The sequence below is a fragment of the Azospirillum sp. A26 genome (assembly GCF_042604635.1).
GTDB classification, from domain to species: domain Bacteria; phylum Pseudomonadota; class Alphaproteobacteria; order Azospirillales; family Azospirillaceae; genus Azospirillum; species Azospirillum palustre.
The window spans coordinates 283,078-302,659 of sequence record NZ_CP170472.1 but is presented as its reverse complement, the minus strand read 5'-3'; the positions used below and the strand labels follow the sequence as shown (position 1 = coordinate 302,659).

The window sequence follows — 19,582 nt, the reverse complement described above, 5'->3', positions numbered from 1 at the left end:
CACCCTCGGCCTGCGTGCGGGGAGCGGTCGCCGCTCCTCGTGCGAGCCGTGGCGACGGAGTTCGCCGGACACACCCTGCTATGGTTGCAATTATGACATTTTGTTGAACCGAACATAGGATATACGAACAATAGGCCTTGACCTCCGGCATCGTCGCGGCAAAAGTCCTGAAAATTTTGGGGATATCGCCGTTTCGTTGCCGGAAGGGACCGCAGCCGTGACCGTTGCCTTGTTCGAACGCATCAGCATCAAGGGCAAGATCGCCCTGATCCTGGCCGCAGCCGGCCTTGGGCTGGCCCTGGTCGCCGCGGTCAGCCTGATGAGCCTGCGGGCCGAGATGATGGCCGACCGCCAGGACAAGACCCGCAACGTCGTCGAGGTCGCCCACAGCCTGATCGCCCATTTCGAGGCGCAGGAGCGCGCAGGATCCCTGCCCCGCGTCCAGGCCCAGGCGCAGGCCAAGGCGGCGCTGAAGTCCCTGCGGCACGATGGCGAGGAGTATTTCTTCGTCACCGACCTCGCCCCGCGCATGATCATGCACCCGATCAAGCCGGAGCTGGACGGCACCGACGTGTCGCGCAACGCCGACCCCAACGGCAAGCCGCTGTTCCAGGAGTTCGTCCGGGTGGTGAAGGCCGACGGCGCCGGATTCGTCGACTATCTCTGGCCGAAGCCGGGGTCGGCGCAGCCGGTGGCGAAGCTGTCCTACGTCAAGGGCTTCGCCCCCTGGGGCTGGCTGATCGGCTCCGGCATCTACATCGACGATGTCGACGTTGCGTTCCGCGAGGCCGCGCTGCGGCTGGCCGGAACCGGGCTGCTGATCGGGCTGGCCGCCGTGCTGCTGGCCCTGCTGGTCAGCCGGGCCATCGTCCGGCCGCTGGACGGGTTGGGCAGCGTCATGCAGGATCTGGCCGGCGGCGACAGCGCGGTCGCGGTTCCCGGGCTGGGCCGCGGCGACGAGATCGGCGCCATGGCCCGCACCGTCGAGATCTTCCGCGTCCAACAGATCGACCTCGCCCGCCACTGGGACCGGCAGAAGATCGAGCACCGGGTCACCGAGCAGCGCGCCGGTGCCTTGAAACGGCTGACCGACCGCTTCGACGCCACCATCGCCGAGACGATCCGCACCGTCGGGGCCGCCGTCGCCACGCTGGAAACCACTGCCCGCGCCCTGTCCGCCACCGCCGACCGCAACCGGCGCGAGGCCACCTCCGTCGCCGGCGCATCGCAGCAGGCGTCCAGCAGCGTGCAGACCGTCGCCTCGGCGGCGGAGCAGCTGACCGGCTCCATCGCGGTGATCGGCGAGCAGGTGGTAACGTCCTCGACCATCTCCACCCAGGCGGTGGAGGCGTCGCACAGGGCGGGCGAGCGGATCGACGGGCTGGGTCAGGCCGCCCAGAAGATCGGCGAGGTGGCCGACCTGATCGCCGGCATCGCCGGCCAGACCAACCTGCTGGCGCTGAACGCCACCATCGAGGCCGCCCGTGCCGGCGAGATGGGCAAGGGATTCGCCGTGGTGGCGGGCGAGGTGAAGATTCTGGCCAACCAGACCGCCAAGGCGACCGAGGAGATCGCCCGCCACATCGCCGACGTGCAGGAGGCGACGCGCGCCGCCGTGACGGCGATCCGCGAGATCGGCTCCATCGTCGCCCGCAGCGACGAGATCGGCACCTCCATCGCCGCCGCCGTCCAGCAGCAGGGGGCGGCCACCGGCGAGATCGCCCGCAGTGCCGGCGAGGCGGCGGAGGGCACCCGTCAGGTCTCCACCAGCATCGACGCCGTGTCCGACGCCGCCCGCGAGACCGAACGGTCGGCCGACGCCCTGCTCGATGCCGCGGGCGGCCTGTCGCGGCAGGCGCAGGGGCTGCGCGGCATGGTCGATTCCTTCCTGGTCAATGTCGGGGCGATCAACGCCGCCCCGCTCGCCGATCTGCACACCGCGCCGGCCCGCGGAGATTCGGCCGGAAACTCGGAAGGCTCCGCGATCTTCATGCCCTGGACCGATGCCCTGGTGGTGGGGGAAGAGGGCATCGACACCGACCATATGATCCTGATCGCCTTGATGAACGAAGCGGCATCGCTGGCCGGACAGGCCGGCCGGAGCGGCGGCGACCGCCGGTCGTCGGCCCGGGCGTTGGGCGATGCCGTTGGCCGGCTCCTTGCCTACACCGCCCTGCATTTCGAGGAGGAGGAGCGGCTGATGGAGCGGTGCGGCTATCCCGATGCCAGGGCCCACAAGGCGCAGCACGAGGCGCTGCGCGCCCGTGCCGGTGAGCTGCGCCGCCGCCTGGACGCTGGCGACTCCGTGGCGGACGAGCTGCTGGCGCTGGTACGCGAATGGCTGTTCGAGCACATCCAGCGTGCCGACAAACGCATCGGCGAGCATCTGGCAGCAAAGAGCGGAGTACGGGGCGGGGCACGGGGCGGAACTGTCGCGGCGCGTGCGGCCTGACCGGCACGGGCGGTGCGCGATGATGCCTCACCTCTTGACCTCGCCTCTTGACCTGGGCGGCGGGCAGCCCCATTCCTGACGGACCATGAAGACACGTCTCCTGCGCATCGCCGCCGCCTCCGTCCTCGCCATCGCCGTGTCCGCCGGTATCGCCTGGTGGCAGGTGCGCAGCGCCACCACCACGGTGGAAAGCGGCACGAAGTCCGCGGTTCCCATCGGCGGTCCCTTCACCCTGACCGACCATCAGGGCAAGACGGTCACCGACGCCGACTTCCGCGGCAAGTATATGCTGATCTATTTCGGCTATACCTATTGCCCCGACGTCTGCCCGACCGAACTGGGGGTGATGACCCAGGCGCTCGACCAGCTGGGGCCGAAAGCGGAGCAGGTCCGGCCGGTTTTCATCACAATCGACCCGGACCGCGACACTGTGGCGCACATGAAGGACTATGTGGCGCTGTTCCACCCGCGGATGGTCGGGCTGACCGGCACGCCGGAGCAGGTCCGCGACGCCGCGCGCGCCTATCGCGTCTATTATGCCAAGGCCCCGCAGAAGGATGGAAAACCGGACGAATACCTGATGGATCACTCCAGCTTTATTTACCTGATGGGCCCGGACGGGAAATTCGTCGGGGTGTATCCGGGCGGCACCGGCGCCGACAAGATCGTGCAGGATCTGTCCGGGCGCATCGCGGGCTGATCGGGGTGGACCGGCCGCGGACCGGGTGAAAAGCGGCGAAAAAACCCCGAAAAGCGGTCATACCACCGGGTTTTTTCGCATGCTGGAGCGGGACAACGCGCCGCAGCGCGGCAAAAACGATGACTTTTCCGCTCTTTTCTATTCTTTTCAATGACTTACACCACAGGTTTTGCGACTTGACAGGGTAACGCCCCGACCGTATGGTCTCGCCGCTTTCGCATGGCTGCGAGCCAAGCGTGATTGAGAGGCGGAATGACCGACAAATCGCCCCCCGATCCCTTGGATGACCTCGAAGCCCGGTTGCGTAAGGCGCGTGAGGGACAGCGCGGCTGGTCGGGCGGACCCGGTAGCAAATACCACCGTCCGCCGCAGGGCGCTCTCGGCACCGCCTGGCGCATCGGGACGGAGTTGGTTGCAGCCATGATCGTCGGCGTCGGCGGCGGGCTTCTGCTCGATCGCTGGCTCGGCACCGCGCCCTGGGGACTGATCGTCATGTTCTTCCTGGGGGCCGCGGCGGGAGTGCTGAACGTCTACCGGGCCGTCACCGGCTTCGGCATCGCCGCCGGCTACCGCCGGCCCCCTGGGGACGACAACGAGCGCCAAGACGGCGACGCACACTGAGCGAGGACGACCTTGGATCCGCTGCACCAGTTCCAAATCAACCCGTTGTTCCAGATCGTGCTCGGCGGCTACGACGTGTCCTTCACGAACTCGGCCTTCTTCATGGTCGTGGCCGTGGCGGCGATCTACGCCCTGCTGGTCATGGGCGTGGCGAACAAGTCGATGGTTCCGGGCCGTCTGCAGTCGCTGGCCGAGATGTTCTACGAGTTCGTCGCGAACCTGGTGCGCGACAACGCCGGCCACGATGCAAAGCCCTATTTCCCGTTCGTGTTCTCGATCTTCATGTTCGTGCTGATCGGCAACATGATCGGCATGATCCCGTACACCTTCACCTTCACCAGCCACATCATCGTGACCTTCGCGCTGGCGGCGACGGTGTTCGTGTTCGTGACCATCCTGGCCCTGCTGAAGCACGGCCTGCACTTCTTCTCCTTCTTCATGCCGCATGGCGCTCCGATCGCGCTCGCTCCGATCCTCATCCCGATCGAGGTGATCTCCTACGTGATGCGCCCCGTCAGCCTCTCGATCCGACTGTTCGCCAACATGATGGCCGGTCACACGATGCTGAAGGTCTTTGCCGGCTTCACGGTCATGATGATCAGCGGTCTCGGCGCGCTGGGCTTCGTCACCGGGCTCATCCCGCTGGCGATCAACGTCGCCCTGACCGGTTTCGAGTTCCTGGTGGCTTTCCTGCAAGCCTACGTCTTCTCGATCCTGACCTGCCTGTACATCCGCGACGCCCTGGAACTGCACTGAGCAGCGCCTGACAGTCGTCGGACCTAAGTCCACCAACAGTTCCAACAAGTTCACCCTTACCTAGAGGAAGAGAGTACTATGGATCCTCAAGCCGCCAAGTTCATCGGTGCCGGTCTTGCCGTTATCGCCCTCGCCGGTGTCGGCCTGGGTATCGGCAACATCTTCTCGACGCTGATCGGCTCGATCGCCCGCAACCCGGCCGTCCAGCCGAAGGTCTTCCCGATCGGCATTCTGGGCTTCGCGCTGACGGAAGCCGTCGCGCTGTTCGCCCTGCTGATCGCCTTCCTGATCCTGTTCGCCTAAGGCCAGAGCGGCTTTCAAAAAAAACAGCTCTGACGCGGCGCCGGGCTTCTTCATCGAAGTTTCGGCGCCGCTCCTTTGCCTAGGGGGACCGATCATGCCGAACCTGTTGGCCAAAGGCCGGCTGGCCCGCTGGTCGGGCGTGGCGGGCGCTTCGCTCGCTACCCTCACCACGATGGCCGGCACCGTCCTGGCGGCCGCGGCGGAGCACGCTCCGAACGCGGCGCACGGCGGCGAGCACGCTTCCGGCGGCCTGCCGCAGCTCAATCCCGCCAATTTCCCGACTCAGATCTTCTGGCTGGCTCTGACCTTCGGCGTTCTCTATTACCTCATGTCCAAGAAGGCGCTCCCGCGCGTGGCCGAGGTTCTGGAAGCGCGTCAGGAGCGCATCTCGCGCGATCTGGCGAAGGCCGCCCAGCTGAAGGAAGAGGCCGAGGCCATCCTGGCCCAGGTCGAGAAGTCCCTCGCCGGCGCCCGCGCCGAGGCCCAGGGCGTCATCGCCCAGGCTGCCGCCGGGATCGAAGCGAACAGCCAGGCCCGTCAGGCCCAGCTGAACGCCGACATCGCCGAACGCCTGCGCACCGCCGAGGCCTCCATCGCCACGGCGAAGGAACAGGCCCTGGCCAACATCCGCGCCGAATCGGCTGGCATCGTCCGCGACATCACCGGCCGTCTGGCCGGCGTCGACGTCGATCAGGCCCAGGCGGACGCCGCCGTCGCGGCCGTGCTTGAGGAGCGCCGGGGATGAACGCACCTGAATTTTGGGTCTTCGTCGCCTTCGTCATCTTCATGGCCCTGGTCTGGAAGAAGGCGTCCGCCACCATCGGCACCGCCCTGGACGGCCGCGCCGAGCGTATCCGCTCCGAACTGGACGAGGCCGAGCGTCTCCACAAGGACGCCCAGGCCCTGCTGAACGGCTATCAGAGCCGTCTGGCCGACGCCAAGAAGGAAGCGGAGGCCGTTCTGGCCCACGCCCGTGAGGAAGCCGCCCGTCTGCAGGCCCAGGCCGGTTCCGACCTGGAAGCGTCGCTGAAGCGTCGCGAGGCCCAGGCCATGGACCGCATCGCCCAGGCGGAAGCCGCGGCGCTGGCCGAGGTCCGCAACCTGACGGTCGACGTCGCCATCGGCGCCAGCCGGCGCGTCCTGGCCGGCGGCCTGCCCCCGGCCCAGGCCGACAAGCTGATCGAGCAGTCGATCGGCGAGCTGCCGAAGCACCTGCACTGATCGGTACGCTTGGCCCAACTCCGTCGCGACGATTGTTGCGGCGTGAGCAACGGACTTTAGAAAAACCCCGGCCTTGGCGCCGGGGTTTTTCTTTGGTCGAATGGAACGGTCCCGTCCTTCTCCCCCGCCTTCCCCCTTCGCCCGGCCGGAGTTCCGTTCACCGATGTCCGACACCGCCCCCTTCCCCTCCGTCTTCGTTTCCCACGGCGCGCCCACGCTGATCCTGGAAAACAGCGCCGGCCGCGACTTCCTCGCCGGACTGGGGCGCAAGCTCGGCCGGCCGAGCGCCATTCTGGCGGTGTCGGCCCATTGGACCACCCGGGTGCCGGCGGTCAGCGGGGCGACGGCGCCCGAGACGGTCCACGATTTCTACGGTTTCCCGGACGAACTCTACCGCATGCGCTACGCCGCTCCCGGCGCTCCGGCGCTGGCCGGCCGGGTGGCGGAGATGACCGGCGCCGTGGTCGATCCGTTGCAGGGGCTCGACCATGGCGCCTGGGTGCCGCTGATGCTGATGTATCCGGAGGCCGACATCCCGGTGGCGCAGCTGTCGGTGATGCCCTATCGCAGCGCCGCCGACCACATCGCGCTCGGCCGCCTGCTGGAGCCGCTGCGGCGCGACGGCGTCCTGATCCTCGCCAGCGGCGGCGCCGTCCATAACCTGCGGGAGTTCCGCTTCGGCGGCAACAGCGCCGCCCCCTGGGCCACCGGCTTCGCCGGCTGGCTGGATAGAACGCTTGAGGCCGGCGACGCCGATGCCGTTGGCAATTGGCTGGACGCCAGCCCCGACGCCCGCCGCGCCCATCCGACCGACGAGCATTTCCTGCCGCTGCCGGTGGCGCTGGGGGCCGCCGGGCCGCGGCCGAAGACCGAACGGCTGCATGCCGGCTTCGAGCACGGCAGCCTGGGCATGCACGCCTACGCCTTCACCGGCGCGCAAGCTGACGCAGAGGCCGATGCCGCCTGACCTTTGGCGGTACTCCGTCGCACACTTGTCTGTTTGCCTGGGGGGATAGCCAAGCTACAATCCGCGCGCGCGGCGACCGGCCGCTCAATGGTTGTGGCCGGTCGGATGCGGGAATCCTCAGGCAGCGCGAGCGGGAGTCGGTGTGAAGCGGAACGGCATTCTGTCCCGGAGCGGCCGCCGGACCCGATTCCGCGACATGACCGTGTCGGCGCGGGTGGGCGCCGGCTTCGGCATCGCCCTCGGGCTGGTGGTCCTGCTGGCCCTGGTCGGGCTCGGCTGGTTCTACGCGGTGTCGCGCGACATCGGCGCCTTCTCCGGCCGCGCCGACCTGTCGCAGGTGGCGGCCGACGCCGACGTCAGCCTGCGCGACATGGAAGTCGCCGTGCGCGACCATCTGACCTACGGCGACGACCAGAGCCTTCTCGACGCCTCCTGGCGGCACGACACGCTGCGCGACCGGCTCGACGCACTGTCGAAGACCGTGGTGGAAACCGCGGATCGCCAGGGCGTCGACAAGGCCCGCGCCGCGCTGCAGGATTACTGGGCGGCGGTGCAGAAGCTGATCGCGCTGCGCAGCGACCGCAACGGCCAGATGACCGGCGTTCTGGAACCGCTGGTCGCGGAAACCCGCCGCAAGCTCGACCAACTCAAGAACGCCGGCGGCGTCGATTCGACCGCACTCGCCAGCGATGCCGCCATCGCCACCCTGCTGATGCAGGAGCATCTGACCCGCTACGTCGACCGCCGCGATCCGCAGGACGCGGAGGCGATGCGCACCCAGCTTGCCGCCGCCCGCGACCGGCTGGCGGAGATGAACCGCTATCTTTGGGTCCCCGGCACCAAGCAGTCGATCGACGAGGTCACCGCCCTGCTGGCGAAGGCGGGTAGCGTTCTGTCCGCCATCGAAGGCTCGGTGGTCGAGGAGGACAATCTGCGCGCCGAGGCGATGGCCGCCAACGCCGCCGGCATCGCCGCCAATCTGGGCGAGATCCGCCGCCGGGCGGAGGCCGGAACCCAGGCGCTGCGTGTGTCTCTCACCGATGGTCTGTCGGGCTACACCAGCGTCGCGCTGTGGATCGGCGGGCTGGTCCTGCTGGCCGGGCTCGTGGCGCTGTGGCTTGTCCAGCGCAGCGTCGCCGGTCCGGTGAGGACGATGGCGACCGCCGTGACGGCGCTGGCGGCCGGCCGCACCGACCTGACGCTGCCGGCGCTGACCGGACAGGACGAGATCGCCACCATGGCCCGCGCGGTGGAGGCCCTGCGTGGCACCGCCGAGGACACCGAACGCGAGCGCCGCGAGGCGGAGGTCGAGCACACCCGCCTGCTGCGCGAGAAGGCGATGGCCGATGCCGCCAGCCGGGCCAAGAGCGATTTCCTCGTCAACATGGGCCATGAATTGCACGGTCCGCTGACCGAGATCGTCAATGCCAGCCAGGCGCTGATGACCGACCTGCACCGGCTGGGCGTCGATGAGCTGGCGACCGACGTCGAGCACATCCAGTGGACCGGCGAGCAGCTGACCGGTCTGGTCGACGCCATCCTCGACTATGCCAAGGTCGAGGCCGGAGCGATGGATGTCTGCCTGCAGGATTTCGACATCAACCGGCTGCTGACCGAGGCGCGCGAGCGGTCGATGCCGGCCGCCGACCTCTATGGCAACGCGCTCGAGCTGTCGGCGCCGGCCGCGCTCGGCCAGATGCATTCGGATTTCACCAAGGTCCGGCAGACGCTGCTGAACCTGCTGGACAATGCCTGCAAGTTCACCCAGGACGGCACCGTCACCCTGTCGGCCGAGCGGATGGAGCGCGACGGCGCTCGCTGGTATCGCTTCACCGTCGCCGACACCGGCCGCGGCTTTGCCACCGCGCAGACCGGCCGGCTGTTCCAGCCCTTCGTCCAGGGCGCCGGCAACGGCGCCGTGGCGACCCGCGGCCAGGGTAAGCCGCGCGGCGCCGGGCTGGGGCTGACGCTGGTCGGCCATTACACCGCCATGCTGGGCGGCGACATCGAGGTGGCGAGCGAACCCGGCCTGGGCACCCGCATCGCCATCGCCCTGCCCGCCGTCTATGAACCGCCGGCCGAAGAGCGCCCGCTTCAGGTCGAGGCGGTCGGCAACGCCAAGCCGCTGCTGCGGGTCGCAGCCCTCAAGCCGGCCGGGCATCTGGCCACCAGCACCTCGATGACGCAGATCGGCCCTTAAGGCCGAAGGATCGACAGCCGATCAGAGACGCGGGCGCGCCGTGTCCTCGGGCGCGTCGTTGTCGTCGATGGGTTGACCGTACTTCATCAGCCGCATCTTCTCCGCCACCCGCGCGATCTCGTCGGGCGGCAGGATCACCGGCTCGCCGAACTGCTGGGCATAGAGATACTGGCGGGCCAGCGTCTCGACTTCGACCGCGAGCCCCAGGGCCCCCGCCACGCTGCTCCCCAGCACAATCATGCCGTGATTGGCCAGCAGGCAGGCAAGCCGACCGTCCAACGCCGCCAGGGCGTGATCGGACAGGTCCTGCGTCCCGAAGGTGGCGTAAGGGGCACAGCGGATCGAATCGCCGCCGGCCAGCGCCACCATGTAATGGAAGGACGGGATGCCGCGGCCATGCACCGCCAACGCGGTGGCGAAGGCCGGATGGGCATGGAGGACGACCGTCACGTCGGTGCGCGCCCGCAGGATGTCGCGATGGATGCGCCATTCCGACGAGGGTCGGCGCTCGCCGAGATAGGTGCCGTCGAACCCCATCTCGACGATGTCGGCCGGGGTCATCGCGTCATAGGGCATGCTGGTCGGCGTGACCAGGAAGCCGCTGTCGATCCGGTGCGAAAGGTTGCCCGACATGCCCTGGTTGATGCCCAGCCGGTTCATGGCAAGGCAACCGTCGATGACGGCCTGGCGTTCGGAAAGATGGCTGGTCATGGCGGGCGCATCCGGAATGGCAGGAGCGCCCAAGGGGCCATGGAGTGCCGACAGGGTCAAGAGGGGAGCAGAGGGACGGGGCGGACGCATCCCCCCGCCCTTGTCCTACTCCGCCGGCGTCCCGTGGCGATGGCCGTGGTGCACCTTTTCGCCGGTCACCTCCTCGACCCACAGGGAATGGTGCTCGCGCGCCCATTGCAGTTCGACCTGCCCGTCGCCCATGGCGTCGAAGGCGCCCTCCATGCCGATGGAGCCGATGTAGATGTGCGCCAGGATGATGGCGATCATGATCACGGCAATCGCGGCATGGGCCAGCTGGTAGAGCTGCAGCTCCTCCAGCGTGGCGAAGCTGAAGGGGAAGATCAGCTGGACGCCGGTGAAGCCCAGCGCCGCACCGCCGACCACGGTGGACCAGAAGATCACCTTCTGGCCACCGTTGAACTTGTGCGCCGGCGGGTGGACGCCCTTGGAGAACAGGCCGCCCGCCTTCAGGAACCAGGTCAGGTCATGACGCGACGGGATGTTGTGGTGCACCCACAGGACGAAGATCAGCGCCACCCCCAGGATGAAGGCAAACCCCAAGAAATTGTGCGCCAGCTTGCCGTAATGGGTCAGTGCGGCGAAGGTCTCCGGCCCGATCAGCGGCAGCAGCGTGTGCCGGCCGTACAGCACATTCAGGCCGGAAATGGCGAGCACGACGAAGCTGCCGGCGGTCATCCAATGCACACCGCGCTCGAAGGCGTTGAAGCGCTGGATGGTGCGGCCGGTTTTCTCGCCGTCGATGCGGATGCGGCCACGGACCAGGAAGAACAGAGCCAGCAGGGCCAGAATGCCGCCGAGCACCCAGGACCCGTACTGGCTGAGCGGACCGTTGCGCACCGCGCGCCACGCCTCGCCCTCCGACTGGATCAGCACGCCGGCCTGCTTGTTGGGAATCGAGACGCTGCCCTGCTCGCCCAGGCGGATGGCGTGCCAGCTGTCGCCGCGGCTCTGGCCGGGGATTTGGGTCGGCACCATCGGACCGTCGCGGTCGACCTGCTGCTCTGCCGCCGGTCCGCCGATCCGGACGCTGGACTGGGCGGCGGCCGGCAGCGCGAGACCGCCGGCAAGTCCGATCCCGAGCAGCAGAGCGGCGACAGCCGACTTCATGCGATGACCTTCCATCGGACGCTCCCTATCGCACACCTTGATAGGCGGTGCGCTGTTGCAGCGCCCGCACCTGTTCGGCGCTCAACGGCGTGTCGGCCGCGCCCCGGTAGACGCCCTTGTCCAGATGGACCGGGCGCGGCGTCCCGTCCTCCTGGCAGCCGGCCAGCAGGATGACGGCGCCGAACGCCAGCAGAACCGTCCGAACGATGCTCAAGGCCACCGTCACAGCCCCTGCTTCTGCACAGGGATTCCGCCGGCCGGACCGCCGGTGCCCTGGAACAGCGAGCCGCCGGGCTGGCCGCGCTCCTGGCCCGATTTGGTCTGATAGGCGGTGCCCCAGCCCCAGGCGCCGGAGCCGAAACCGCGGGCGGCGACGCGCTCGCGGTAGATGTCCGACACCTTGTCGGCGTCGCCGGCCAGCAGCGCCTTGGTCGAGCACATCTCGGCGCAGAGCGGCAGCTTGCCCTCGGCCAGTCGGTTGCGACCGTACTTCTTGAACTCGGCCTCCGAATTGTCGGGCTCGGGACCGCCGGAGCAGAAGGTGCACTTGTCCATCTTGCCGCGGGTGCCGAAGTTGCCGGCCTGCGGATATTGCGGCGCGCCGAACGGGCAGGCATAGAAGCAATAGCCGCAGCCGATGCACAGGTCCTTGTTGTGCAGGACCACGCCTTCGGCGGTCTGGTAGAAGCAGTCGACCGGGCAGACCGCCTTGCAGGGCGCGTCGGAGCAATGCATGCAGGCGACCGAGATCGTCCTCTCCCCCGGCTTGCCGTCGTTGATGGTCACGACACGGCGGCGGTTGATGCCCCAGGGAACCTCGTTCTCGTTCTTGCAGGCGGTGACGCAGGCGTTGCACTCGATGCAGCGCTCGGCGTCGCACAGGAATTTCATCCGGGCCATGGTTCAAACTCCCGCGCGTCAGGCCGCCTGGATGCGGCAAAGGGTGGTCTTGGTTTCCTGCATCTGGGTCACCGAGTCGTAGCCGTAGGTGGTCGCCGTGTTGGCGGCCTCGCCCAGCACGATCGGGTCGGCCCCGGCCGGGTATTTGGAGCGCAGATCCTGCCCCTGATACACGCCGCCGAAATGGAAGGGCATGAAGGCGACGCCGCGGCCGACACGCTCGGTCACCAGCGCCTTGACCTTCACCTTGCCCTTTTCCGGGCCTTCGACCCAGACCAACTGGCCGTCCTTGACGCCGGCATTGTTGGCGTCGAACGGGTTGATCTCGACGAACATGTCCTGCTGCAACTCGGCCAGCCAGGGGTTGGAGCGCGTCTCGTCGCCGCCGCCCTCATATTCGACCAGACGGCCGGAGGTGAGGATGATCGGATACTCCTTCGACACGTCGCGGTCCTGGATGGACTTGTAGAGCGTCGGCACGCGCCAGGACTTGGTGTCCTTGTAGGTCGGATAGCTGGCGACCAGATCGCGGCGCGGGGTGTAGAGCGGCTCGCGGTGGATCGGAACCGGGTCCGGGAAGTTCCAGGCGACGCAGCGGGCCTTGGCGTTGCCCGGCGGATTCAGGCCGTGCTTGATCGCCACGCGCTGGATGCCGCCGGACAGGTCGGTGGTCCAGGACACCGCGCCAATCTTGTCGCCGCCGATCTTCTGGATGACCGCCAGCTCCTCCGGCGTCAGGTCGGCGTCGAAGCCCAGCTTCTGGAGCATCGCCATGGTGACTTCCGGATAGCCGTCCTTGATCTCCGACCCTTCCGGATAGGAGCCCTCGGCCAGCAGCGTCACGCCGTTGCGCTCGACGCCGAAGCGGGCGCGGAAGGCGCCGCCGCCCTCTGCCACCGGCAGCGAGGTGTCATAGAGGTTGGCGGAGCCCGGATGCTTCATCTCCGGCGTGCCCCAGCACGGCCAGGGCAGGCCGAAATAATCGCCGTCGCACGGGCCGCCGACGGCGCGCAGGGTCGTCTTGTCGAAGGTGGCCTGATGCTGCATGTGCAGTTTGAGGCGTTCCGGCGACTGGCCGGTGTAGCCGACCGACCACATGCCGCGGTTCCATTCGCGGGTGATGTCCTCAATCGACGGCTCGTTGCCGTTGACCTTCACGTTCTTGACCAGATCGTCCGCGAAGCCGAACTTCTTCGCGAAGAGATACATGATCTCGTGGTCGGTCTTCGATTCGAACAGCGGCTCCATGATCTTGTCGCGCCACTGGACCGAGCGGTTGGACGCGGTGGCGGAACCGGAGGTCTCGAACTGGGTCGCGGCCGGCAGCAGGTAGAAGTTGTCCTTACGGTCGGGCAGCACCGCCGTCATCGTCGGGTAGGGATCGACGACGACCAGCAGCTCCAGCGTCTCCATCGCCTTCTTCATGTCGGGCAGACGGACCTGGCTGTTCGGCGCGTGGCCCCAGAAGACCATGCCCTTGACCGGGTTCGGCTGGTCCAGATTCTCCTTGGCTTCCAGCACGCCGTCGAACCAGCGCGACACCGGGATGCCGGTGCTCTCCATCAGCGCCTTGGAACCGAAGCGCTTCAGGATGCTGTCATAGGGGAGATCCCAGACGCGCGCCCAGTGGCGCCATGCCCCTTCGGCCAGACCGTAATAGCCGGGCAGGCTGTCGGAGGTGACGCCGAAGTCGGTGGCACCCTGGACGTTGTCGTGGCCGCGGAAGATGTTGGTGCCGCCGCCCGACACGCCGACATTGCCCAGCGCCAGTTGAAGCACGCAATAAGCGCGGGTGTTGTTGTTGCCGATGTGATGCTGGGTGCCGCCCATGCACCAGACCAGCGTGCCCGGACGGTTGGAGGCCAGCGTGCGGGCGACGCGCTGCAACTGCGAGCCCGGAACGCCGGTGACGCGCTCCACCTCTTCCGGGGTCCACTTGGCGACCTCGGCGCGGATGTCGTCGAAGCCGTAGACGCGCTTGGCGATGTAGTCCTTGTCCTCCCAGCCGTTCTGCAGAACGTGCCAGAGGATGCCCCAGACCAGCGCCACGTCGGTGCCGGGACGGAAGCGGATATATTCGTTGGCGTGGGCGGCGGTGCGGGTGAAGCGCGGATCGGCGACGATCAGCGGAGCGGCGTTCTGCTCCTTCGCCTTCAGCACATGCATCATGGCGACGGGGTGCGCCTCGGCGGCGTTGGAGCCGATGAAGAACAGCGCCTTCGACTTCTGGATGTCGTTGTAGCTGTTCGTCATGGCGCCGTAGCCCCAGACGTTCGCCACGCCGGCCACGGTGGTGGAGTGGCAGATGCGCGCCTGATGGTCGACGTTGTTGGTGCCCCACAGCGCGGCGAACTTGCGGAACAGATAGGCCTGCTCGTTGCTGTGCTTGGCCGAGCCGAGCCAGAACACCGAATCCGGGCCGGACTGCTCGCGGATCGCCAGCAGCTTGGAGCCGACCTCCTCGATGGCCTGGTCCCAGCCGATCCGGGTCCACTTGCCGTCGACCATCTTCATCGGATAGCGCAGGCGGCGCTCGCCATGGGCGTGCTCACGCACCGAGGCGCCCTTGGCGCAGTGCGAGCCGAGGTTGATCGGGCTGTCGAAGCCGGGCTCCTGCCCGATCCAGACGCCGTTCTGCACCTCGGCCACCACCGTGCAGCCGACCGAGCAATGGGTGCAGACCGACTTGACCTGCTTGACCGGAGCCCCGGCGACGGCGGCCGCGGTGGCGGCATCGGCCTTCTTCACCATGCCGAAGGGCATGGCGGAGGCCAGCGCGGCGCCGCCGGCGGCGATGCCGGAGGTGCGCAGGAAGGCGCGGCGGTCAACGGTGACGCCGGTGGCGGAGGCCAGCGTCTGGGTCAGGGTACGGGCGAGGTGGCGGCCGCCGGAGGTGGCCGAGCTTTTCTTGATGAGCATCGGGGCGTTCCTCTTAGAAGCGGCTGACTTCGTAGACCTTCCGGACATGGTCGGTCTCGCGGTAGCCCGTGGAGGTCGTCTCTGCCGGCGCGGCCTCGGCCGGTCCGCCGGTGGCGGTCACGCCGGCCGCAACGGCACCCAGCGCGCCGACGCCGAGGCCGGCGGCGCGGAACAGGTCGCGGCGGGCAAGCCCGTTCTCCTTGCCCTGTTTGACAGCTTCCTCAGTGGCTTTGACCGCATTCCGCGTCATGGCTTCGCTCCTCACTTCAGGCCGCAAGGTCGAAGGCGCGCGCCTCGACCGCCAGAAAACTCCGTCCGACCGCACCGACCGCCCGATAGAAGCGGGCCGACGGCGAGGTCTCCAAATCCGCGAAGAACCGCCCGGCCCAGGAGCCGATGTGGCGGTCGAAGAAGGCACGCTGCCCATCGAGACCGACGGTGTCGCCGTCCTCCGGCGCGAACTCGCCGCCGATCAGGCCGGCCATCATCTCGCACAGGGCGGCGATGTGGTCCTCCGGCTCCGTCACTCCGTCGGCGCGGGCGATGCCCAGCCGCGCCATGGCGACGCGCAGCTCCGCCAGCGGCTTCTCGTTCAGGAAACCGGTCAGGTAGAAGGATCCGTAGGGGGTGCGCTCGCTGCCGCCGACGCCGATGAAGAGGGTGGTGAACTCCTCCTCCACCGCCGCCGGGTCACTGTCGCGTGCCGCTTCGGCCAGCCGGTCGAGCGCCGCGCCGAACTCGCCGCCCTCCCCCGCCAGTTCGCCCAGCGCGGTCAGGAACGCCGCATCGGGCGGGCGCGCGAACAGGCGCGCCAGCAGGGCATAGACCTGCGCGCGGAACAGTTCTTCCTCCGCCACCGCGGGGGGGACGATGTGATCGACGGCGCTGGACACGTGCCGCAAACTCCTCCCGGAAACGCAAGACAGGGGCGTCGGCGTCCGCGGTCCAGCCGCGCGCCGTACTTGGAACCGATCCCGCACCCCTTTTGATGCACCTGCGAAAAGCTGTTGCCTTACAGTGACTTAGCAATCCACAGACTGACAATAGAAGGACTGAACCTATCCTTTTGTCAACTAAGGACGCGCCCGGAAGTGGGGACAAATGAATCTTTGTCGTGCCGCTATGCTCGCGGTAACAGAGCGCCCCTCTGTTTTGAGGGGGTCCGTTCCGGTGCGACGATCCGTCGCATTTCGGGAGTGGATTTGCGAGGGGGACTTGCTTTGAGCAAGCCCCCTCTCCCCCCTGGGGAGAGGGTCGGGGTGAGGGGGATGCGTAGCGTGGAGAGATGGGGAGTTGGGGACTGTGCGCGGAAGAATAAGGTCTCGCTGCGCGTCCCCCTCACCCTAACCCTCTCCCCGGGGGGGAGAGGGGATTGGCGATTGGGAAGAAGGAGCGTCCTCCACGACGAGTTCAACTTCGACTTCGGCCCCCTCCGTCCCCTCGTCCAGCGTGTCGAGAAAGCCCTTGCCGACGCGGTAGAGGGTCTTTACCGGCACCCCGCCGGTGAACAGGCTGCCATAATCGTCGGCGTAGTCCTTCAGCCCGTCGTCGTTGGCGTAGATCGGGTCGGAGGTCCACAGCTTGCGCAGGGCCTGACGATGCAGATCCTCCGGCACCTCGGCACGCAGGAAGGGGGTGAAGTCGGACTCGCCGGTCAGGTCCTCGATCGACGGCAGGTCCTTCAGCGGATCGTCGGCCTCGGCTTCTGGTGAGGCCGCATCGGTCGGGCTCCCCTCGACGGCGACGACGGGAAGCTCCGCAGCCTCCTCCACCGGCGGCGCAACGGCCGGCGGCACTTCCAGCGGGACCGGCTCCGGCTTGACCGCGGTGCGTTTCAGGCGCGACCAGCGCGACAGGAAGGCTTCGCCGCTCACCGCCGCCCCTCCTCCTTCTCGAAGTGGCGCTTGCGCTCGCGCTTGTGGAAGGGGACGTCGACATGGTGCTGCTCGACGAAGTCGCGGACCAGCGCGATCACCTCCGCCGGCATCGGCACCGTCTCCACCACGTCGGCCCCGATCTGGTAGCCTTCCCCTTCATGGGCCGACGCGGTGACCGTGAAGGGCACCAGTTCCTCGCCATCGGCACCGGGACGCATCACCACCCACAGGCGCGGCGGGTCCTGCGACAGGTTCAGGCGATAGCCCTCGGTGTCGGTGCGGAACAGCTCCAGCGTCAGCGTGGCGGCGTGGCTGTGGCTCCAGCCTTCCCCCTCCATAAGCAGGCGGCCGGGCGGCTCGACCGGACCGGCGCCGGGAATGACCGAGACCGGGCGCCAGCTCCAGTCGGCCCAGGCGGTGACGCCGCGGCGGCGCTCCACCACGATGCCCAGCGGCATGGTCTCGATGCGCTCAAGGGCTTGGGGAACGGGGTTGTCCGTCATGACGCATGTCCCGACGCCAGCAGGCGTTCCGCCTCGGCCAGATCCTCCGGCCGGTTGGTGTTGAAGAAGGGATCGACAGGATCGACGGCGAAGTCGGCGACGGCCAGCCGGTGGCGGGCGGTCCAGGCATCGACCTTGCGAACGCCCTCCTCCACCATGGCGCGGCGCAGGTCGCCGGCCAGACGGATCGGCCACAGCCCGAAGACGGGATGCTCCTGCCCGCCCGACCGGGCGCAGGCGAGGTCGGCGCCCTCCTGCTCCAGCGCCGCCACCATGCGGGTGACGAGGTCGCGCGGGATGAAGGGAGCGTCGGTGGCGAAGCTGGCGACCCAGGCGATGCCGGGGGCGGTGCCGCGCATCCACTCCATGCCGGTCAACACGCCGGCGAGCGGGCCGGCATAGCCCTCCACCACATCGGCGGCGACCGGCAGATGGAGATGGGCGAAGCGGGCCGGGTCGCCGTTGGCGTTCAGCACCAGCGGCCCGACCTGCGGCCGGACGGTGGCGACGATGCGTTCCAGAATGCTGCGGTCGCCCAGCGGGCGCAGGCACTTGTCGCCGCCGCCCATCCGGCGCGACAGCCCGCCGGCCAGCAGGACGCCGCCGATATCCGGGTGAACTGAATTAGTCGTCATCGCGGCTTCCCTTGCGTCCATGACGGCGATCCTCGTCGTCGGCTCCCGCGGCATCGGTGTCGAAGACCAGCCGGTCGGTGCCGGCAAGCGCGATGAAGCGCCTGCCCTTGGCCCGGCCGACCAGCGTCAGGTTGGCCTGCCGCGCCAATTGCACGCCCCAGGCGGTGAAACCGGAGCGGGAGACCAGGATCGGAATGCCCATCTGAACCGTCTTGATGACCATCTCAGAGGTCAGGCGCCCGGTGGTGTAGAAAATCTTGTCCGACGCGGAGATGCCGTTCAGGTGCATGTAGCCGGCGACCTTGTCCACCGCATTGTGGCGGCCGACATCCTCCATATAGACCAGCGGCCGGTCCTCCTGGCACAGCACGCTGCCATGGATGGCGCCGGCCTCCAGATACAGGCTGGGCTGCAGGTTGATCTGCTTCGACAGCGCGTAGATCCACGAGGTGTGTAGCCGCACATCGGCCGGCAGATGGACGGATTCGAAGGTTTCCATGACATCGCCGAAGGCGGTGCCCTGGGCGCAGCCGGAGGTCAGCGTCTTCTTCTTCAGCTTGGCCTCGAAATCGGTCGCGCGCTCGGTACGGACGACGACGGTGTCGGTCTCCTCGTCCACGTCGATGCCGGTGATGCGGTCGTCGCGCCGCAGCATGTTCTGGTTCAGCAGATAGCCGACGGCCAGACAGTCGGGATAGTCGCCGATCGTCATCATGGTGACGATCTCCTGCCCGTTCAGGTACAGGGTCAGCGGCCGTTCCACCGTCACGGCGGTCTCGATCTCGCGGCCATCCTGGTCCAGGCCGCGGACGCGCTCGGTCAGCTTGGGATTCGCCGGGTCCGGCGCTATGGTGAAGGTCTTCAGGCTCATGGTCGGGCTCATGCGCGCGAGTGTGGGCGAGCGGCGTCCGTCGGACAAGCCCTCGCCGAAGTTATTCGAACAGTGATTTGGACTTCATGCAGGATTTTTCCCAAGCCCTGGCCGTGGCTTTTTCCATGATCCTGTCGATGGACGACGCGCTGATGCGGATCGTCGGCCTGTCGCTGCGGGTCAGCCTGTCCGCCGTCGCCATCGCCACGCTGATCGGCCTGCCGCTGGGCGCCGCCGTCGCGGCGCTCAGCTTTCCCGGCCGCCGCGCCGTCGCCGTCGCGCTGAACACCATGATGGGGCTGCCGCCGGTGGTGGTCGGGCTGGTGGTCTATCTGCTGCTGTCCCGCTCCGGCCCGTTCGGGGTGCTGGGCCTGCTGTTCACGCCGACGGCGATGATCGTCGCCCAGACGGTGATGATCGTGCCCATCGTCGCGTCGCTCGCCCGCCAGACGGTGGAGGATCTGCTGGCCGAATATGACGATTTGCTGCGCGTCACCGGTGCCGGCCCGCTGCGGCGCCTCGCCACCCTGCTGGCGGAGGCGCGCTGGAGCCTCGTCACCACGGTGCTGGCCGGTTTCGGCCGCGCCTCGGCGGAGGTCGGGGCGGTGATGATCGTCGGCGGTAACATCGAGCACGTCACCCGCGTCATGACCACCGCCATCGCGCTGGAGACCAGCAAGGGCGACCTGCCGATGGCGCTGGGACTGGGGCTGGTGCTGATGACCCTGTCGCTGGCGGTGAACCTCACGGCATCGCTGTTGAAGGAGACGGCGGCCAGACCGGCCTGAGCCCCGGCC

21 protein-coding genes are annotated in these 19,582 nt (G+C 68.1%); 10 read left to right on the top strand and 11 right to left on the bottom strand.

Annotated features, from left to right (window positions below; all coding sequences use genetic code 11):
* Positions 1–217 precede the first annotated feature (217 nt).
* From ABNQ39_RS01920 to ABNQ39_RS01880, 9 genes are all read left to right on the top strand, one after another.
* Entirely contained in the window at positions 218–2,452 is a 2,235-nt protein-coding gene (locus ABNQ39_RS01920) for a bacteriohemerythrin (protein ID WP_376958494.1), read from the top strand.
* Positions 2,453–2,537: 85 nt separating this feature from the next.
* Positions 2,538–3,152 carry an SCO family protein gene (locus ABNQ39_RS01915; protein WP_098740364.1) on the top strand — a complete coding sequence of 205 codons (615 nt, stop codon included), beginning with the start codon at positions 2,538–2,540 and terminating at the stop codon, positions 3,150–3,152.
* Between the two features lie 279 nt (positions 3,153–3,431).
* Positions 3,432–3,773: an AtpZ/AtpI family protein gene (locus tag ABNQ39_RS01910; protein WP_376958492.1), complete on the top strand. Its 342-nt coding sequence runs from the start codon at positions 3,432–3,434 to the stop codon at positions 3,771–3,773.
* Positions 3,774–3,785: 12 nt separating this feature from the next.
* Entirely contained in the window at positions 3,786–4,529 is a 744-nt protein-coding gene (locus ABNQ39_RS01905; protein WP_098740366.1) for a F0F1 ATP synthase subunit A, read from the top strand.
* 78 nt (positions 4,530–4,607) lie between these two features.
* Positions 4,608–4,832: an ATP synthase subunit C family protein gene (locus ABNQ39_RS01900; protein WP_012973363.1), complete on the top strand. Its 225-nt coding sequence runs from the start codon at positions 4,608–4,610 to the stop codon at positions 4,830–4,832.
* A 94-nt stretch (positions 4,833–4,926) separates the two neighbouring features.
* Positions 4,927–5,577 (top strand): F0F1 ATP synthase subunit B family protein, encoded by a 651-nt coding sequence (locus tag ABNQ39_RS01895; protein ID WP_376958490.1) that lies wholly within the window; start codon positions 4,927–4,929, stop codon positions 5,575–5,577.
* Positions 5,574–6,053 (top strand): F0F1 ATP synthase subunit B family protein, encoded by a 480-nt coding sequence (locus tag ABNQ39_RS01890; protein ID WP_109050525.1) that lies wholly within the window; start codon positions 5,574–5,576, stop codon positions 6,051–6,053. The genes ABNQ39_RS01895 and ABNQ39_RS01890 overlap by 4 nt, the downstream gene beginning before the upstream one ends.
* Positions 6,054–6,216: 163 nt before the next feature.
* Entirely contained in the window at positions 6,217–7,020 is an 804-nt protein-coding gene (locus ABNQ39_RS01885; RefSeq protein ID WP_376958488.1) for a DODA-type extradiol aromatic ring-opening family dioxygenase, read from the top strand.
* 196 nt (positions 7,021–7,216) lie between these two features.
* Entirely contained in the window at positions 7,217–9,220 is a 2,004-nt protein-coding gene (locus tag ABNQ39_RS01880) for a sensor histidine kinase (RefSeq protein WP_376958486.1), read from the top strand.
* A gap of 21 nt (positions 9,221–9,241) precedes the next feature.
* Here the strand turns inward: ABNQ39_RS01880 and ABNQ39_RS01875 are convergent, their stop codons facing one another.
* The 11 genes from ABNQ39_RS01875 to fdhD all read right to left on the bottom strand — a co-directional run bounded on the left by ABNQ39_RS01875 (position 9,242) and on the right by fdhD (position 18,785).
* A complete protein-coding gene (locus ABNQ39_RS01875; protein WP_376958484.1) occupies positions 9,242–9,931 on the bottom strand; it encodes a class II aldolase/adducin family protein in 690 nt (229 codons plus the stop codon).
* Between the two features lie 105 nt (positions 9,932–10,036).
* Positions 10,037–11,080, bottom strand: coding sequence for a formate dehydrogenase subunit gamma (locus tag ABNQ39_RS01870; RefSeq protein WP_376958482.1), 1,044 nt, complete (start codon positions 11,078–11,080; stop codon positions 10,037–10,039).
* 25 nt (positions 11,081–11,105) lie between these two features.
* The gene (locus ABNQ39_RS01865; RefSeq protein WP_376958480.1) at positions 11,106–11,294 is read right to left on the bottom strand and encodes a hypothetical protein; all 189 of its coding nucleotides are present in this window, start codon (positions 11,292–11,294) and stop codon (positions 11,106–11,108) included.
* 8 nt (positions 11,295–11,302) lie between these two features.
* The gene (fdh3B, locus tag ABNQ39_RS01860; protein ID WP_376958478.1) at positions 11,303–11,980 is read right to left on the bottom strand and encodes a formate dehydrogenase FDH3 subunit beta; all 678 of its coding nucleotides are present in this window, start codon (positions 11,978–11,980) and stop codon (positions 11,303–11,305) included.
* Between the two features lie 18 nt (positions 11,981–11,998).
* Complete coding sequence (locus tag ABNQ39_RS01855; protein WP_376958476.1) at positions 11,999–14,899, bottom strand: formate dehydrogenase subunit alpha; 2,901 nt, start codon at positions 14,897–14,899, stop codon at positions 11,999–12,001.
* 13 nt (positions 14,900–14,912) lie between these two features.
* On the bottom strand, positions 14,913–15,149 hold the full coding sequence (locus ABNQ39_RS01850; RefSeq protein WP_376958475.1) for a formate dehydrogenase: 237 nt from the start codon (positions 15,147–15,149) through the stop codon (positions 14,913–14,915).
* A gap of 16 nt (positions 15,150–15,165) precedes the next feature.
* Positions 15,166–15,792 (bottom strand): TorD/DmsD family molecular chaperone, encoded by a 627-nt coding sequence (locus ABNQ39_RS01845; RefSeq protein ID WP_376958473.1) that lies wholly within the window; start codon positions 15,790–15,792, stop codon positions 15,166–15,168.
* A 450-nt stretch (positions 15,793–16,242) separates the two neighbouring features.
* Positions 16,243–16,773: a DUF3306 domain-containing protein gene (locus ABNQ39_RS01840; protein WP_376958472.1), complete on the bottom strand. Its 531-nt coding sequence runs from the start codon at positions 16,771–16,773 to the stop codon at positions 16,243–16,245.
* The gene (locus tag ABNQ39_RS01835) at positions 16,770–17,279 is read right to left on the bottom strand and encodes a DUF3305 domain-containing protein (protein ID WP_376958471.1); all 510 of its coding nucleotides are present in this window, start codon (positions 17,277–17,279) and stop codon (positions 16,770–16,772) included. The genes ABNQ39_RS01840 and ABNQ39_RS01835 overlap by 4 nt, the downstream gene beginning before the upstream one ends.
* Positions 17,276–17,914 (bottom strand): molybdenum cofactor guanylyltransferase MobA, encoded by a 639-nt coding sequence (gene mobA, locus ABNQ39_RS01830; RefSeq protein ID WP_376958470.1) that lies wholly within the window; start codon positions 17,912–17,914, stop codon positions 17,276–17,278. The genes ABNQ39_RS01835 and mobA overlap by 4 nt, the downstream gene beginning before the upstream one ends.
* Positions 17,904–18,785, bottom strand: a complete 882-nt coding sequence (fdhD, locus tag ABNQ39_RS01825) for a formate dehydrogenase accessory sulfurtransferase FdhD (RefSeq protein ID WP_376958469.1) — start codon at positions 18,783–18,785, stop codon at positions 17,904–17,906. Before fdhD ends, mobA begins: the two co-directional genes overlap by 11 nt.
* An 86-nt stretch (positions 18,786–18,871) precedes the next feature.
* Here fdhD and ABNQ39_RS01820 point away from each other — a divergent pair, with 86 nt between their 5' ends.
* Entirely contained in the window at positions 18,872–19,573 is a 702-nt protein-coding gene (locus ABNQ39_RS01820; RefSeq protein ID WP_376958468.1) for an ABC transporter permease, read from the top strand.
* Positions 19,574–19,582: the final 9 nt, after the last annotated feature.